General features: G+C 72.0%; 17 protein-coding genes and 1 other RNA gene. 16 read left to right on the top strand and 2 right to left on the bottom strand.

The window, feature by feature from the left end; genetic code table 11:
- The first annotated feature begins 47 nt into the window (after positions 1–47).
- The 9 genes from HHX33_RS10060 to HHX33_RS10100 all read left to right on the top strand — a co-directional run bounded on the left by HHX33_RS10060 (position 48) and on the right by HHX33_RS10100 (position 9,332).
- Positions 48–2,348 (top strand): SulP family inorganic anion transporter, encoded by a 2,301-nt coding sequence (locus tag HHX33_RS10060; protein ID WP_182874321.1) that lies wholly within the window; start codon positions 48–50, stop codon positions 2,346–2,348.
- A gap of 154 nt (positions 2,349–2,502) precedes the next feature.
- Positions 2,503–3,513: an NAD-dependent epimerase/dehydratase family protein gene (locus HHX33_RS10065; protein WP_182874322.1), complete on the top strand. Its 1,011-nt coding sequence runs from the start codon at positions 2,503–2,505 to the stop codon at positions 3,511–3,513.
- 201 nt (positions 3,514–3,714) lie between these two features.
- Positions 3,715–4,275 carry a type II toxin-antitoxin system PemK/MazF family toxin gene (locus HHX33_RS10070; protein WP_182874323.1) on the top strand — a complete coding sequence of 187 codons (561 nt, stop codon included), beginning with the start codon at positions 3,715–3,717 and terminating at the stop codon, positions 4,273–4,275.
- A 221-nt stretch (positions 4,276–4,496) separates the two neighbouring features.
- Entirely contained in the window at positions 4,497–4,781 is a 285-nt protein-coding gene (locus tag HHX33_RS10075) for a YiaA/YiaB family inner membrane protein (protein ID WP_111701634.1), read from the top strand.
- 420 nt (positions 4,782–5,201) lie between these two features.
- Complete coding sequence (locus tag HHX33_RS10080) at positions 5,202–6,212, top strand: multicopper oxidase domain-containing protein (RefSeq protein WP_182874324.1); 1,011 nt, start codon at positions 5,202–5,204, stop codon at positions 6,210–6,212.
- A 189-nt stretch (positions 6,213–6,401) separates the two neighbouring features.
- Positions 6,402–7,151 (top strand): hypothetical protein, encoded by a 750-nt coding sequence (locus HHX33_RS10085; RefSeq protein WP_182874325.1) that lies wholly within the window; start codon positions 6,402–6,404, stop codon positions 7,149–7,151.
- 231 nt (positions 7,152–7,382) lie between these two features.
- Positions 7,383–7,697: a hypothetical protein gene (locus tag HHX33_RS10090; protein ID WP_182874326.1), complete on the top strand. Its 315-nt coding sequence runs from the start codon at positions 7,383–7,385 to the stop codon at positions 7,695–7,697.
- Between the two features lie 169 nt (positions 7,698–7,866).
- Entirely contained in the window at positions 7,867–8,550 is a 684-nt protein-coding gene (locus HHX33_RS10095; protein ID WP_182874327.1) for a S8 family serine peptidase, read from the top strand.
- A 125-nt stretch (positions 8,551–8,675) separates the two neighbouring features.
- Complete coding sequence (locus tag HHX33_RS10100; protein WP_182874328.1) at positions 8,676–9,332, top strand: maleylpyruvate isomerase N-terminal domain-containing protein; 657 nt, start codon at positions 8,676–8,678, stop codon at positions 9,330–9,332.
- Between the two features lie 26 nt (positions 9,333–9,358).
- Here HHX33_RS10100 and HHX33_RS10105 read toward each other — a convergent pair whose 3' ends face one another.
- Entirely contained in the window at positions 9,359–9,811 is a 453-nt protein-coding gene (locus HHX33_RS10105) for a winged helix-turn-helix transcriptional regulator (RefSeq protein WP_182874330.1), read from the bottom strand.
- Positions 9,812–9,899: 88 nt separating this feature from the next.
- On the opposite strand from HHX33_RS10105, the gene HHX33_RS10110 reads away from it, so the two are divergent.
- The 3 genes from HHX33_RS10110 (at position 9,900) to HHX33_RS10120 (ending at position 11,404) form a co-directional block, all read left to right on the top strand.
- Positions 9,900–10,343, top strand: a complete 444-nt coding sequence (locus HHX33_RS10110; RefSeq protein ID WP_182874332.1) for a VOC family protein — start codon at positions 9,900–9,902, stop codon at positions 10,341–10,343.
- Between the two features lie 9 nt (positions 10,344–10,352).
- Positions 10,353–10,691 (top strand): hypothetical protein, encoded by a 339-nt coding sequence (locus HHX33_RS10115; RefSeq protein WP_182874334.1) that lies wholly within the window; start codon positions 10,353–10,355, stop codon positions 10,689–10,691.
- Positions 10,692–10,957: 266 nt separating this feature from the next.
- Positions 10,958–11,404 carry a hypothetical protein gene (locus tag HHX33_RS10120; RefSeq protein WP_182874336.1) on the top strand — a complete coding sequence of 149 codons (447 nt, stop codon included), beginning with the start codon at positions 10,958–10,960 and terminating at the stop codon, positions 11,402–11,404.
- Between the two features lie 112 nt (positions 11,405–11,516).
- Here the strand turns inward: HHX33_RS10120 and rnpB are convergent.
- Positions 11,517–11,907, bottom strand: an RNA gene (rnpB, locus tag HHX33_RS10125) — RNase P RNA component class A.
- Positions 11,908–12,100: 193 nt separating this feature from the next.
- Here rnpB and HHX33_RS10130 point away from each other — a divergent pair.
- Genes HHX33_RS10130 through HHX33_RS37110 form a run of 4 tightly spaced genes read left to right on the top strand, consistent with a single transcriptional unit; the run spans position 12,101 to position 16,210 of the window.
- The gene (locus HHX33_RS10130) at positions 12,101–13,075 is read left to right on the top strand and encodes an ABC transporter ATP-binding protein (RefSeq protein WP_182874338.1); all 975 of its coding nucleotides are present in this window, start codon (positions 12,101–12,103) and stop codon (positions 13,073–13,075) included.
- Entirely contained in the window at positions 13,072–13,845 is a 774-nt protein-coding gene (locus tag HHX33_RS35775; RefSeq protein WP_259402311.1) for a hypothetical protein, read from the top strand. Before HHX33_RS10130 ends, HHX33_RS35775 begins: the two co-directional genes overlap by 4 nt.
- A gap of 59 nt (positions 13,846–13,904) precedes the next feature.
- Entirely contained in the window at positions 13,905–14,615 is a 711-nt protein-coding gene (locus HHX33_RS10135; protein WP_307801373.1) for a response regulator transcription factor, read from the top strand.
- Positions 14,612–16,210: a sensor histidine kinase gene (locus tag HHX33_RS37110; RefSeq protein WP_182874341.1), complete on the top strand. Its 1,599-nt coding sequence runs from the start codon at positions 14,612–14,614 to the stop codon at positions 16,208–16,210. Before HHX33_RS10135 ends, HHX33_RS37110 begins: the two co-directional genes overlap by 4 nt.
- Positions 16,211–16,274: the final 64 nt, after the last annotated feature.

Here is a 16,274-nt window from a genome sequence, read left to right on the forward strand (position 1 = left end):
CGTTCCCTGCCTGGTGACGGTCTCCGTGGCTGACGTATCGTCGGCCCATGACCCTCAGTGACGGCACGATCTCGCATCGTGACTGGAAGTCCGTGCTCCGCCATGACGTGCCCGCCTCGCTGGTCGTCTTCCTGGTGGCCGTGCCGTTGTCGCTCGGCATCGCGGTCGCGTCCGGCGCTCCCGTCGCGGCGGGCCTCGTCGCGGCGGTGGTCGGCGGGGTGGTCGCGGGAGCGCTCGGCGGGTCCGTCGTCCAGGTGAGCGGCCCGGCCGCCGGGCTCTCCCTGGTCGTCGCGGAGCTGGTCCACACGTACGGCTGGCGCGCGACGTGCGCGATCACGGCCATGGCCGGGCTCCTCCAGGTCGGGCTCGGCGCACTGCGGGTGGCGCGGGCGGCCCTGGGGGTCTCCCCCGCCGTCGTCCACGGCATGCTGGCCGGGGTCGGCGCCGTGATCGCGCTCTCCCAGCTGCACATCGTCCTCGGCGGCAGCCCGCAGCGCTCCGCGCTGGAGAACGTGCTCGAACTGCCCGCCCAGATCGTCCACAACCACACGCACGCCGTGCTGATCGGCGTCCTGACGATCACGGTGCTGCTCGTGTGGGGCCGGATTCCGCGCCTGCGGGCCGTGCCCGCCCCGCTGGCCGCGCTGATGATCGCGACGCTGACCGCGGGGGTGTCGGGCTGGGACCTGACGAAGGTGGACCTCAGGGGCGGGTTCTCCTCCGTCCAGGGGCCGCTGGCGCCCCAGGGCGACTGGCACGCGATCGCCGGGGCCGTCCTGCTCGTCGCCCTCCTCGCGGGGGTGGAGTCGCTGCTGACCTGTGTGGCGTCGAACCGCCTGCACGACGGCCCCCGCGCCGACCTCGACCGTGAGCTCACCGCGCAGGGCGTGGCGAACGTGGTGTCCGGCGTGCTCGGCGGCCTGCCGGTGGCGGGGGTCGTCGTCCGTACGACCACCAACGCGCGGGCGGGCGCCCGCAGCCGCTGGTCCACGGTCCTGCACGGCGTCTGGGTGCTGCTGTTCACCGCGGCCTTCGCCTGGATGCTCGCGTTGATCCCCCTGGAGGCGCTCGCGGCGCTGCTGCTGTTCATCGGCGTGCAGATGGTCAACCTCGGGCACGTACGGAACCTGCGCAACCACCGCGAGGTGCCGGTGTACGCCGTGACGATGGCCGGGGTCGTGCTGATCGGGCTCGCCGAGGGCGTGGCGATCGGCCTCGGGCTGGCCGCCCTGCTCGCCCTGCGCCGCCTCGCGTGGGTCTCGGTCGACGTGCGCCAGGACGGCGAGCGGCACTGGCGGGTCGTCGTCACCGGATCGCTGACGTTCCTGGGCGTGCCCCGGCTGACCGAGGCGCTGCGCGCCATCCCCGCCGGGTCGGCGGTGGAGCTCGACCTGCACCTCGACTTCATGGACAACGCCGCCTTCGAGGCGCTGCACACCTGGCGGCTGGAGCACGAACGGGCCGGCGGCGAGATCGACGTGGACGAGCCGCACGGCGAGTGGTACTCCGCCGCGATCAGCGGTGCGCGGCTCTTCCCCGCCAGGATCCCGCCCCGGCACGACCGCTGGTGGCTGCCCTGGGCCTACCGGCGCCGCGCCCACTCCTCCGGCGCCCACTCCCCGGGTCCGGGCCCGTACGGGTCCTTCGAGGTGATCGGCGCGGACGGCGACAGCGCCGCGGGCCACGACGACGCCGTGATCTGCGAGCCGCAGGGCGTGCCCGACCTCTTGGAGGGGACGCGGGAGTTCCACCGCAGGACCGCGCCGATGGTCCGTCCGCTGCTCACCCGGATGGCCCGCGGGCAGTCGCCGTCACACCTGTTCATCACCTGCGCCGACTCACGGATCGTGCCCAACATCATCACCGCGAGCGGCCCCGGTGACCTGTTCACTGTGCGGAACATCGGCAACCTCGTGCCGCGGGCGGGCGCGGTCCCGCCGGACGACTCGGTGGCGGCGGCGGTCGAGTACGCCGTGAACGTGCTGGAGGTCCGCATGATCACCGTCTGCGGGCACTCCGGGTGCGGCGCGATGGCCGCCCTCCTCGGCGAGGTCCCCGACCTGCCGGCGTTGCGCGCCTGGCTGCGGCACGGACGGCAGAGCCTGGCCCGGTTCGTGGCCGCCGGGCCCGGCCAGGACGCCGACGACGCCGGGCCGCTCGACCGGCTGTGCCGGGTCAACGTCATCCAGCAGCTCGACAACCTGCGGACCCACCCTTTTGTGGACACGCTCGTACGGGCGGGCAGGCTGGAGCTCACGGGCCTGTACTTCGACATCGGCGCGGCCCGGGTGCACGTGCTGGAGCAGGAACGCTTCACCCCGGTCCCGGAGCTGCGCACCACCGGCTGAGCCGCACCGGCCCGCAGCGCACCGGCCCGCAGCGCAGTGGCCCGGAGCGGAGTGGCCGGGAACGCACCGGTGCCCGCTTCCGCTGTGAGCGGACGATGTCCGCCGATCGTGAAACCGGGCGGACGCCGCGCGCCGCAGCGCCAAGGATGACCGTATGAAAATTCTGGTCATCGGTGGTTCGGTGTTCCTGGGCCGGGCCATCGTGGAGGAGGCGCTGCGGCGCGGTCACGAGGTCACGACGTTCAACCGGGGCAGGAGCGGGACAGACCTGCCCGGGGTGGAGGCGGTGCGCGGCGACCGCGAGGTGACCGGCGACCTGCGGCGGCTCGCCGACGGCAGACGGTGGGACGCGGTCGTCGACGTCTGCGGATTCGTCCCCCGGGTCGTCCTTGAGTCGGTGCGGGCGCTGTCCGGGCACGCCTCGCACTACACGTTCATCTCCAGCATCTCCGCGTACCCGGACTGGCCCGACAAGACAGGCGTCGACGAGACCTTCCCCACCCACGAGTGCCCGGCGGACGCGGACGCCGAGTTCGGCGACTACGGCGTGCTCAAGGCCGGCTGCGAACGCGCGGTGGAGGAGCACTTCGACGGCGCCGCCCTGGTCGTCCAGCCCGGCCTGATCCTCGGCCCGCACGAGAACGTCGGCCGGCTGCCCTGGTGGCTCGACCGCATCTCCAAGGGCGGCCGGGTGCTCGCGCCCGGCGACCCGGCGCAGCCGATCCAGCTCATCGACGCCCGCGACATCGCGGCGTTCACCCTCGACCAGGCGGCCGGTGGCACGACGGGCCGCTACATGACGGGTGGTGTGCCGGGCAGGGCCACGTTCGGAAGCTGGCTCGGCGACTGCGTGGAGGCCACCGGCTCGGGCGCGGAGCTCGTCTGGGCCGACGACGACTTCCTGACCGCTCAGGGCGTGGAGCCGTGGACCGAGCTTCCGCTGTGGTATCCGGGAGCGGACGGCCTGGGCGTGTGGAACCACTCCTCCGCCAAGGCCCTCGCCGCCGGTCTCACCTGCCGCCCGCTCCGCGAGACGGTACGCGACACATGGGAGTGGCTGAAGGACATCCCGGAGGAGCGGCGCAGCTTCCGCGGCGTCCGGGTGGGCAGCGGCATCGACCCCGACAAGGAGCGCCGCGTGCTCGCCGCCTGGGACGCCCGCTGACGCGTTCCCCAGCAGGAGCCGGGTCCGGCCCCCGGAAGCCGTGGCCCGGAGCGCGGTGGACGACCACGGCGGCACCAGACGCAGCGGCTCAGGGCTGCCCGTGAGGCGCACGGGCCGGAGCACGATGGACGACCACGGCGGCACCGGGCGCAGGGGCTCAGGGCTGCCGCCGCGAGGCGCACGGGCCGTAGGCTGTCGGGCATGCTCTGGGTGGCTCTTTCGATCGTGGCCGTACTGATCGTGCTCGCCGCGCTGGCCGGGACCGGACGTGCCCGTCAGGCGTCCCGCGGGCCCGCCCGCGGGACGTCCCGCCGCCGGCCCGCGCCACGCTCCCCGGGCGGGACGACGCGCCCGTCACGCGGTGCCCGGTCCTCCTCCCCGCCCTCCTCCCGTACGACCCGTGGCGGAACCCGGACGGGAGCCTCCACCGCCGAGCGCACCGGCCCGCAGCCGGGCGAGATCTGGTGGGCCGACGTACCGTACGAGGACGGGCCCGGGCACAAGGTGCGTCCCTGCGTGGTGCTCAGGACGTACCACGGCGGCGCGGAGGTCCTGAAGATCACCAGTCAGGACCGGAGCGACCGCTCCGACCACGTCGAGATCCCCACCCGCACGTGGGACCCGAGCGCGGACCACAACAGCTTCCTCGACCTCACCGGACCGGTCCGGGTGCCCTCCGCCTCGTTCGACGACAGAGCGGGCACCCTCGACCCCCGCGTCTGGCGTCAGGTCTGCCGGCTCCACGAGATCTCCCCGAACTGAGCCGGGTCGCTCAGCCCACGCCACTGAGTCCACGCCACTGAGTCCACGCCACTGAGAGCGTGCCGCTGAGCCCATGCCGTCGGGGCCGCCGCCTGCGCCGAGCCGTTCCCGCGTGGCCGCTTCGGGCCGCGCCCCGGCGGCCCGGCCGAGAGATCGTACTCACCGGTAACTGAGTATCGGCGCTCATGTCCGGGCGGCGCCGGACGCGGAGCATGGGCGCCATGACGAAACCAGTGAAGAGCACGACGACGACGGCCTTCTACCTGCAGGCCGTCATCTCGTTCGCGATCTCCCTCGCCGGGCTGGCCGCCGGGATCCTCTACCTGCCCGTCACGACCTGGGTGCGCTCGTTCCTCGCTCTCGGGCTGATGTACGTGGTGACCTCGACCTTCACGCTGGCCAAGTGTGTGCGGGACCGGCAGGAGGAGGCGACCGTCGTCAGCCGGGTGGACCAGGCCAGGCTCGACAAGCTGCTCGCCGAGCACGACCCCTTCCGCACCGACTGAGCCGCCCCCGGCGCACCCTGCACACCTGCATGTCCGGCACGCCCCGGCACCCCCTGCGCGCACACCCGCCACGCGCTCCCGTCCGGCTCGCGAGTCGCCGTCGAACCGGCGGCGCGGACGACAGAATGCGACAGTGCGACGACAGAACGGAGCAATCTCACATCACTTCAGTCCGTTATGTGACGAAGTCCTATCGCTTTATCTCCAACTTATTGACTTTCCTCGGCCACTATCGCCTAATTCCATCAAAAGTGATGCCCGGTGTGGTGGAAAGCATCGGGCACCCGTCCCGTCCCGCCTGGTTCCAGGGCCGGACCGCGCCCGTGGTCCGGTCCCGGCGTCACGCCGCGAGGCCCGGCCCCGCCGCCGGCCCGTGGCCACGCGCCTCGCGGACGGAACGGCACAACGGATTGGGGAACCATGACCGAGGTAGGCAGGGGAACGACGCGGAGCACGTTCTCGCGGCGCGCCTTCACCACGGCGGCGACGGCCGCCGCGATAGCACCCCTGGTCGTGTCGGCTCAGGCCGACGCGGCGCCCGTCGGCAGGAACGCGACAGCGCCTGTTCGCCTGGGCAACCCGCGCCGCATCACCCTCTACGTCGAGAACCTGCCGAACGGCGACATGGGCTACGGTCTCGAGCCGGGCAAGGCCACGATCCCCGGCCCCCTCATCGAGATGGTCGAGGGCGAGACCCTCGAAGTCGAGCTGGTGAACAACGCGGACGTCACCGCCAGCCTCCACGTGCACGGGGTGGACTACGAGACGAGCAGCGACGGCACGCGGATGAACGACAGCGTGGTCGAGCCGGGGGCCCGGCGCGTCTACGTCTGGCGCACCCACGCCCCGGGCCGCCGCCCCGGCGGGACCATCGAGCCCGGCAGCGCGGGCTACTGGCACTACCACGACCACGTGGTCGGCACCGACCACGGCACGGGAGGCATCAAGAAGGGCCTCTACGGCCCGCTGGTGGTCCGCCGTAAGGGCGACGTGCTGCCGGACAAGACGTTCACCGTCGTCTTCAACGACGTACGGATCAACAACCTCCCGGCCGGCCCGCACTTCCTCGCCAAGATCGGCGAGCGGGTCGAGTTCATCGTGATCACGCACGGGAGCGCGTTCCACACGTTCCACATCCACGGGCACCGGTGGGCCGACAACCGCACCGGCCTGCTGGAGAGCCCCCAGGACCCGAGCCGGATCATCGACACGAAGACCACCGGCCCGGCCGAGTCGTTCGGCTTCCAGGTGATCGCGGGAGAGCGTGTCGGTCCCGGCATGTGGATGTACCACTGCCACGTGCAGAGCCACTCGGACATGGGCATGGCCGGGGTCTTCATGGTGTCCGATGAGAAGGGGAACGTGCCGGGCGGCCATGACATGGGCGGCATGGGCGGCGGTTCCGGCGGCGGCATGGACATGTCCCACTGAGGCGTACCGGCCCCCGCCCGACGCACGCCCGACCACACGCCCGGCCTGACGCGAGCACGTACGTCGCGACGGCAGGCGGTACGGACGCGACGCGACGGCGCCCCCGAGCCCTCCCCCGTCGGAGGGACGGGGGCGCCTCGTCGATAGAGACACCGCTTCAGATGTGGGGCGGATCCGTACGGTATGCCCGTGACTGATGACCTCCTCCGGACCGGGCTTGCGGCGACCGCCTCCGCCCCCACCCAGCCGGCCCTGGACTACTACGTGATCACGTCGGGGGCGGGGGCCGGCGCCGTACGGGCGGAGGGTCTCGTCGTCGAGGAGTTCGTCTTCGCCGGCGACCAGCGGACCATCGGCCTGGACACCGCCGGTTGGAGCGGGGACGACCGCGCCTGGTGGAGTTCGGCGGCCTTCGGGCGGGCCATGCGCGAGGACCCGGAACTGCGCGCCCGGGTGGTCGCCGTCGGCCGTGCGGACGCCGAGGCCGCCTATCGCCGCCTCGGAGGAGGGGATCTTCCCGGAGAGGCGACACTGCGGGACCGCTTCCGCGACACCCTCGCCCTTCCGGACTCCGCTCCCCTGCGCCTCGGCCCGGAGGGGGGCTCCGGCGGGTTCCACGACTCCCGGACATACCGCGTCCTGTTCGCGGGCGATCTCCGCCCTTCCGGCCTCGCCCGCCTCGCGCCGGAGGTCGTCACGCTCGCCGAGAACGCCGACGACCCCCGTACTCGGATCGCCGGCACGGGCGGGCTGCGGACGGCGCGGGACGAGTTCACCTGGGAACTGCGCCGGATCGGGCCCGGCGTCGCCTGCTGCGTCGATCTCACGGCACGCCTGGGCACCATGTCCGACGACGCCCTCCGGCCGCTGCTCCGGAGCCTGACCACGGCGATACGTCACGCGGGCCCGATCCCCGTGACCATCGAACGATTCTCGTAATTCCCACAAGCGGAAATATCGCCTAAGACTGTATTTATCGCCCATTCTCGGAGCCCCGACAGAACGACCATCGGAAACCTTATTCGAGGAAACCGTGGAAACGCCCGAAGAAGATGTGATATAGATCCTTTCACGTTGGTTCTGTATTGATCTGGGCTCTGGAGCGGCAGCATGGGCAAAGGGCGTGAGGGCAAGAAAACCAACAGAACCAGAATTTCGATCACGTACACGGTGCTTATCATCACGGGACTTCTGCTCGCCGTGGCGGGGGCCGTGGTGGCGATACTGGGCCTGGGCGGCGTCGTCGAGTTCAAGGGCGAGGTCGCCGGGGCGAAGGCGGAGACCACGAGCGTCGGACTCGCGGTGCTGGTGGTGGGCGCGCTGCTGGCGGGGATCGTGGCCGTCAAACTGCCGGCGCAGGTGAACGTGCTGGGAGACGGTGGCCGGAGAGGCTTCACCGAGTGGTTCTCCGAGTTCGGGGTCAGGCTCTGCGCCCTTCTGGTGGCGGCCGGCGTGGTCCTTCTGATCGTTTCCCTCTTCGTCTAGGCCGGCGATGTCGTGGGTCACGGCTCATATGGATGAGCGAATTGTCGAGATCGCCGGAGACGAGGGCAGCTCACCCGGCAGATATATGCAGTACGTTTTCGACGCCGGCACCGGCACGTACCTCCGTCCGGCGGACAGCGAGCAGATGCTCGCCTTCCGCGAGCGGGGCGTGAAGGCGGCGTACCTGCAGGCACAGGCCGGAGCCGAATTCGACGCGGACGCGATCGAGCGCGCGTGGCCGGAAATCTGGCGCGAACTGACGAGGAAGCGCCCGGAACCGACGCCTGAGTATTACGCCGTCCTCGACACGGGCCTGTTCTCCCGTCACCCCCTCCTGCGAGGGCTGATCGTGGACGGGACCAACCTGACCACGGAACCCGACGGCGAGGACGCGAACGGCCACGGAACGATGGTGGCGCTCATCCTCGCGGCCGGCCTGACCCGCCGGCCGCGCCTTCTCAACGTGAAGGTCGCCGACGGAAACGGCCGCGCGACGCCCCGCGACCTGATCAAAGGGATCGAATGGGTCCGCGACTTCGCGCGGAGGACGTCGTCGCCGGTGTGCGTCAACATCAGCCTCGGCTGCTACTCACGGCGCTGGGGGTTGTTCGCCTGCGACGGCACCTGCGATCTCTGCGAGGCGGCCGTGGCGGCGGCCGCAGACGTACGGGTGATGACGGTCGCCGCCGGCAACGAGCCGAACAGGACGACGTGCCCGGCCATGGCCGGATTACGAGGGCGTGCCGACAACATCTTCGCCGTGGCCCAGCTGGGATGGGACCGCAGCGGCGTCGGAACGGTCGCCATGCCCGCCGGCATGCGATGGGTCCCTTACGAAGAGGGCGACGAATAGGACCTGGCCGCGGCAGGCGCGTCGTCTCGCACGTGTGACCTGAGCCGCCGACGACCGTTCATCGTGCGGAGCCGGCCGTACGAACACGCTTGTCCGCCCTTGCGGCACAGAACTACCGTACCGATGTGGATCTTTTCGCGCGCTCGTGGACGGCGTTGCGCAGGGCGGTCGCCGAACTCTCGGACGAGGACTTCGCCCAGCGGTCGGGCTGTACCGGCTGGCTCGTGCGTGATCTCGTGTGCCATCTGGTCATCGACGCGCAGGATGTCCTGATCACCCTGGCGACCCCCGTGGAGACGGAACCGACCCGCGACGCGGTGACCTACTGGGAGGTCGCCACGACGCCGCCGACCGGCGACGACCCGCTCGACGCGCTGGTCGTCCGGCTGGCCGCCGCGTACGAGGAGCCGCGGCTGCTCAAGTTCCACCTCGACGACGTCGGCTCCGCCGCAGGCCGTGCCGCCGGGCTCGCCGACCCGCACCTCCGGGTCGGGACCCGCGGCGAGGTCCTCACCGTGGGCGCCTACCTGTCCGCGTACGTCATGGAGTGGACACTGCACCACCTCGACCTGGTCGCGCACCTGGCGGACGCCGCGGGACCGCCCGCGGAGGGGCTTGCCCGGTCCCGCGAGATGCTGGAGAAGATCGCGGGGAGCGCGTTTCCCTCGTCGTTCTCAGACAGGGACGCGCTGCTGGTCGGCACCGGACGGCGAGCCCCCACAGACGCGGAGAGGACCGAACTGGGCGAGCTGGCCACGAGACTCCCGCTCGTCCTCGGATAACCGCGGGGCCCGGACCGTCGTCACGGTCATCCGGCCGAACCCGGGCCCGGGAGGAGGTCGACGTCGTCGGCGTGCATCGGCTCCCCGCAGTGACTGCAGTGTGGGTCGACGTGGCCGATCTGCCCGCAGGCGTGGTGACGGTACAGGACGGGAGGCCCGGCCTCGCCGGCGAGCCAGCGGTCACCCCACCGGGCCATCACCATGAGCATCTCGACGAGATCCACGCCCTTGGCGGTGAGGTGGTACTCGTAGCGGGGACGGGCGTCGTAGGGCAGCCGTTCGAGCACGCCCTGTTCGACCAGGTGGTTGAGCCGCTCGGTGAGTACCTTGCGGGAGATCCCCAGGTCGGCCTGGATGTGGTCGAAGCGGCGCACCCCGGCCCACACGTCGCGCAGGATCAGCGGCGACCAGGGCTCGCCGATCACGTCCAAGGTGCGCGCGATGGAACACGCCATCTCCCCGAACCGCGTTCGCTGCATGGCAGCAATCTAGCAAGTGGGGTTCCCTTACGAAACCTCGGGTGTTATCTTTCCCAGCGTCTCTTGAAGAAACCTCGAAAGGGATCCGATGACATTCGTAAGGCGCTTCGACCACGTCGGGATCACCGTCGCCGACCTCGACGCCGCGACGGCGTTCTTCGTCAGCCTCGGTCTGGAGGCTGATCAGAAGATGGCCGTCGAAGGCGAGTTCCTGGACACGGTGATCGGCATGACCGGCGCCCGCACCGAGATCGTCATGCTGCGAGCGCCCGGCGGAGGTACGACGCTGGAGCTCTCGAGCTTCACGCGGCCGGACCACCTCCGGGGTTCGCCTGCCGCGCCGGCCAACGAGCTGCACCTGCGCAACGTCGCCTTCGAGGTGCACGACCTCCAAGCCGCGGTCCACCACGCCGCGGCCGGCGGCTACGGCCTGGTGGGGGGCATCGGCGAATACGAGGGCGTGTGGCGGATGGCCTACGTCCGCGGGCCCGAAGGAATCATCGTCTCGCTGGCCGAGCGCATCGAGAAGTGAGGAGACACCATGAGCACGACCGTGACCGACGAACAGATCCGGGCTCTGGCCGCGACCGCGAAGCCCTACAGCCTGGCGCTCCTTCGGTGGGGGCCGGAGCGGACCATGGACGGCGCCGACGCGATCGAACTCGAACACCAGCGACGCATGGTGTCGCTGCGCGCCGAGGGGGTGATCGCGATCCTGTGCCCGGTCGCCTCCGACACCGTGGCCGGCGTCGCGATCATGACCGTGCCGGCCGAGGAGGCCGTGGAGATCATGGCCGGGGACCCCTGCGTTCGAGCCGGGATGCTGCGCTGCGAGGTCCACCCGTGCCACGGCTTCCCCGGAGACGCCCTCCCTCTGTAAGCGAGCCAGGGCGATCAGCGTCCATCCGATCCCGGCGTGCATCTCGCGGCAGTCGGCCCTTCGAGTGCCCGGACGACCAGGCACCCGGGCGGCGAGCCGAGCCGTGCCGGACACCGTCCCACGACGCGGCTCCATTTTCCAATCTGTGGTCATGCCGGAGCAGAAGAACGATATGCGCGGGCGTGTCGGTGTGCGGGACAGGCCCGGCCGGGTATTCCCCTCGACGGAAGTGATCGGCTGACCGACGAATCGAAGGAAGGCTGGACATGAACCAATTCGTACGTTTGGGCGGCGTCGCTGTTTCGACGGCGTTTCTCTCCGTAGCGATATCGTCCGCCGCATCCGCCGACGTCGCTCCGGTGGCCCCGGCACCGGCGCCCATGGCACCGTCCACGACGTCGTCCATGGCGACCGTTCCCCGTGTCCACGAACCGGCGAGGGTCTCCACGCCCACGCTGCTCCCTCGGCTCACCGCACTCCGCCGGTTCACCGCACGGCCCTCCCTTCAGCCGCGGGAATGGCAGCCGGGCTGGGATCCCTACGCCGAGGAGCAGACGAATCTCCAATTGCGGCTTGCGCCATTGCGACTGGAGCCGGAATTGGCCCGCGAGGCGGCCTACGCGGAAAGCGAGGAGAACGAGGCCGAGTTGACGAGGGAAACACTCAGGCTGTTTCTTATGGGCGGCATGGATCCGTACGGTTTCTGGTACTAGAAAGAGCCATTCGCCTGTGCGCCTGCCACGGTCGCCGGGCGCCGACGGGTCACTGCCGGGCATGAACAGCGGCACCTGGCCCGCCCCAAGGCCGTGGTCAGGGGTGTGAAGGTGGACGAGCCGGCCTGTAGGCCGGGTTCTGTGGTCAGCCACGGGGGCTGACCGGCGGCCATCCATCTAGGACCGCCGTTGCCGGCGGCCTCAAGCGGTCTACCCGCGCGGCTCGGGCGGGCAGCCCTCGAACGTCGCGCGCGGGACGTTCCGGAGAACGTCCCTTCTTGACCTTGCTCCGGGTGGGGTTTACCGAGCCGCCCACGTCACCGTGGGCGCTGGTGGTCTCTTACACCACCGTTTCACCCTTACCCCTGGGAAGGGGCGGTCTGTTTTCTGTGGCACTGTCCCGCGGGTCACCCCGGGTCGGCGTTACCGACCACCCTGCCCTGTGGAGCCCGGACCTTCCTCGGCAGGGCGCGAGGCCCTGACGCGGCCGCCCGGCCGGCTCGTCCGCCGTGACGACAAGCCTATCGGCTCCCGCTCCGTTCCCCGGCACGGCCGGAAGTCATGTGAGGATTCTGCGAGTTCTCCACCCGGGGCGGGCGGGCCGGCGGCAGCGGCGCAGGCCACGGGGGGACCGCTCACAGAGATCTCACAGGCTCTCTCCCTTAACGCTTAGACGGGTGGGCCAGCCTGCTGCGCATGATTGAGATACGCGGACTGACCAAGCGCTACGGCGACGTCACGGCCGTCGACGGGCTGAGCTTCGACGTACGGCCGGGCGTCGTCACCGGCTTTCTCGGCCCGAACGGCGCGGGCAAGACGAGCACGATGCGGATGATCCTCGGCCTCGACCGGCCGACGAGCGGAAGCGCCACGATCGGCGGACGGCGCTACGCCGATCTGCCCACGCCGCTCCGCGAGGTGGGCGCGCTGCTCGACGCGCACGCCGTGCATCCGTACAGGAGCGCCGGGAAGCACCTGCTGGCCCTGGCCCGCGGCAACGGCATCGGCCGGCGCCGGGTGGACGAGGTGCTCGGGCTGGTGGGGCTGGCCGACGTCGCGGGTCGCCGCCCGGGCGGGTTCTCCCTCGGCATGAAGCAGCGCCTCGGCATCGCGGCGGCGCTGCTCGGCGATCCCGGCGTCGTGCTGCTCGACGAACCCGTCAATGGGCTCGACCCGGAGGGGATCCGCTGGATCCGCTCCCTGACGCGCGATCTGGCCTCCGAGGGCCGCACCGTCCTGCTCTCCAGCCACCTGATGAGCGAGATGGCGCTCACCGCCGATCACCTGGTCGTCGTCGGCCGCGGGCGGCTGCTCGCGGACACCGGTCTCGACGCGTTCGTACGGTCCGCGGCCCGGGAGACGGTCGTGGTCCGCACGCCGGGCGCGCGGCCGCTCGCCGCCCTGCTCGAAGAGGCCGGCGCGACCGTACGGCCCGGCGCCGGGGACGAGTTGCTGGTGACGGGGGTGTCTGGCGCCGCGGTCGGCGACGTCGCCGGCGCGCACGGCATCGTCCTGCACGAACTGACGCCGCGGCGGGCCTCCCTGGAGGAGGCGTACCTCGAACTCACCGGCGGCAGCGCCGATTTCGCCTCGGCCGGCGCCCGGCCCGCGGCCCCCGCCGAAAGCGAAGCCACCACCGCATCCATGACCACCAGCGGAGCCGCCCGATGACCGCCTACGACGTCCTGCGTTCGGAATGGGGCAAGTTCCACAGCATCCGGGCGACGCTCGGCTGCCTGGCCGGGGCCCTGGCGGCGACCGCGGCGTACGGGTACCTCTTCGGGCTGGCCGACGCGCGCCGGTATCTGGCCGGGTCGGCGGCGGACCGGGCGGCCTTCGACCCCACCGACACGGGCTTCCGCGCTCTCGTGCTCGCGGGGGTGCTCGTCAGCGCGGTCGGCGTGCTCGCCGTGACGTCGGAGTACGCCTCGGGGACGATGCCGGTCAGCGTCGCCGCCGTGCCCAGGCGGGGCCTGCTGCTCGGCGGCAAGGCCGCCGTCGTCGCGGTGGTCACGCTCGTCGCCGGACCGCCGATGGCGCTGGTGTCGTTCACACTGAGCCAGCTCTCGCTGGCCGCGCGGAACGTGCCGAGCGCGGGCCTCGGCGACCCGGGCGTGCTCGGGGCCGTCGCGGGCGCCGGCCTGTTCACGGGGCTGGTCGGACTGTACGGCGTGGCGCTCGGGTTCCTGCTGCGCAGGTCGGCGGGCGCCGTCTCGCTCGGGACGTTCCTGCTGATCCTGCCCGGCATGGCGTCCCTGTTCCCCGATGCGCTGGCCGAATGGATCGTCGCCTGGTGGCCGAGCGCGGCGGGCGCGCGGGTGTTCGCGGTCCATCCGGGGTCCGGCGGGCCGGCCCCGCTCACGGGGATCGGGGTGCTGGCCGCCACCGTGCTCGCGCTGCTGTGCGCGGCCGCCGCCGTCTTCCGGGCACGGGACGTCTGAAGGCACGTGATCCTGGACGGCGGACCTATCCTGCCGCTGACCGACGAAGGGAGGCCGGAGTGGACGGGCGGCGCCTGCTCGTGGTCGACGACGAGCCCGTGGTGCGGGAACTGCTGGCGGCCACGCTGCGCTTCGCGGGATACACGGTGACCTCCGCCGCGACCGGGTCGCAGGCCCTTGAGGCGGCGGGGGCCGAGCCTCCCGATCTCGTCCTCCTCGACGTCATGCTGCCCGACATGGACGGGTTCGAGGTCATCCGGCGTCTCCGGGAACGCCCCCGCCCGCTGTCCGGCGATCGTCCGGGACAGGTGCCCGTCCTGTTCCTCACCGCGCGCGACACGACCCAGGACAAGATCAACGGGCTTCGGCTGGGCGGCGACGACTACGTGACCAAGCCCTTCGACCTGGAGGAGTTGCTCGCCCGGATCGAGGCCGTGCTCAGGCGGGCCGGGGCGGCCCCGGAGGACCGCACGCTGCGGGTGGCCGACCTCGAACTCGACCCCGACGGCCATCAGGTGACACGCGCGGGCGTTCCCGTACGACTGTCGCCGACCGAGTTCCGCCTGCTGCACTACCTGATCCTCAACGCCGGGAGGGTCGTCTCCAAGGCGCAGATCCTGGAGCACGTCTGGCGGTACGACTTCGCGGGCGACACCAGCATCGTGGACACGTACGTGAGCTACGTGCGGCGGAAGATCGACAAGGCGGGGCCGAAACTGATCCACACCATGCACGGCGTGGGCTACGTCCTGCGCGGGCCGCGCCCGTGACCCGCCGGACGGCACGCCGGAGGAGCCTGTCGCTGCGGGGGCGGCTCCTGCTCATCACCCTGGCCCTGCTCGCGGCGGGCCTCGCGACCAGCGGCGCGGTCGCCGTCGCCACGCTCAGGGCCCACCTCATCGAACGGGTGGACCAGCAGCTCGGGCCGATGGCGACGCTGTTGTCGCGGGTCCCCGCCCGGCTGGTGACGGCCCCGCTCACCGGGCAGAGCCGGGTGCCGCTGAGCGCCCTGCCCGGCATGGACCTGATCGACCAGGTGTATCTGGCGTACCTGCGGGCGGACGGGACCGTCGAGCAGGAGGGCGGCCCCTGGCTGCGGGGAGAGGGCCCGGAGCTCCCCCGGCTCGACGCCGCGGCGGTCCGCCGGCTGGGCGGGCGGCCGTTCGACGCCAGGGACGGCCACGGCGCCGCGTGGCGGGTCGTCGCCGTCCCCCGGGCCGCTCTCACCGCCGTGGGGCCTCGTGAGGGGCCTGGCGAGGGGCCTCGTGCGGGTGCGGCTGAGGGGGGCACCGTCGTCGTGGCCGCGTCCCTCGGCGGGGTCAGGTCGACCGTCGGCCGCCTGACGCTCGTCTGCGCCGCGACCGCCGCCGCCCTCATGACGTCGCTCGCCGTCATCGGCTGGTTCGCCGTACGCCGGGGGCTGCGGCCGCTGCGCGCGATAGAGCGGACGGCGGCGGCGATCGCCGCGGGCGACCTGTCCCGGCGGGTGCCCGTGCCCGCCGCTCCGCACACGGAGGTCGGGCGGCTGGCCGCCGCGCTCAACACGATGCTCGCCCAGTTGGAGGCGGCGTTCGCCGGGCGGGAGCGGTCGCAGGCCCGGATGCGGCGGTTCGTCGCCGACGCGAGCCACGAGTTGCGCACACCGCTCTTCGGGATCAAGGGATTCGCGGAACTGCACCGGATGGGCGGCCTTCCCGACGTCGACCACACCCTCGGCCGGATCGAGAGCGAGGCGGTGCGCCTGGTCCGGCTCGTGGAGGACCTGCTCCTGCTGGCCCGCCTCGACGAGGGCGAGGACGCCCTGCCGATGGACCTCGCGCCCATGGACCTGCGGACGCTCGCCGCCGACGCGCACCACGACCTCCGCGCGCTCGATCCCGCCCGGACGGTCACGCTGACCGGCCCCGACGGGGGCCCGGCCGGTGCCGCGCCGGTAGGCGGCGACGAGGCGCGGCTGCGGCAGGTGGTCTCCAACCTGGTGGGCAACGCCGTCGCCCACACGCCGCCGGGCACCCCGGTGAGGATCGGCGTCGGCACGGTCGGTACCGGCGGCGGCGCCGAAGGCGTCCTGGTGATCGCCGACGAGGGACCGGGGCTGCCGCCGGAGGAGGCGGAGCGGGTCTTCGACCGCTTCTACCGCGTGGACGGATCACGCAGCCGCGGCGGCGCGGGAGGGGCCGGCCTCGGACTGGCCATCGTCCGGTCGATCGTCGCCGCCCACGGCGGGCGAGTGGAACTGCGGACCGCGCCCGGCGCCGGGGCGGCCTTCCGCGTCGCCCTGCCCGTCCACCCGGCGAGCCCCCCAGCGAGCAACGCGCCCGCTTCGCCGTCGGGCGAGCACCAACCCCGCCCCGCCTCCCGGTGAGCCCAAGGCGAGCGCCGCCTCGGCCCTGCCGCTCCGGGAGTGCCAGGGCGATCCTGCGGGACGG

This window comes from Microbispora sp. H10670, from assembly GCF_014161385.1.
Taxonomy (GTDB): Bacteria; Actinomycetota; Actinomycetes; order Streptosporangiales; family Streptosporangiaceae; genus Microbispora; species Microbispora triticiradicis.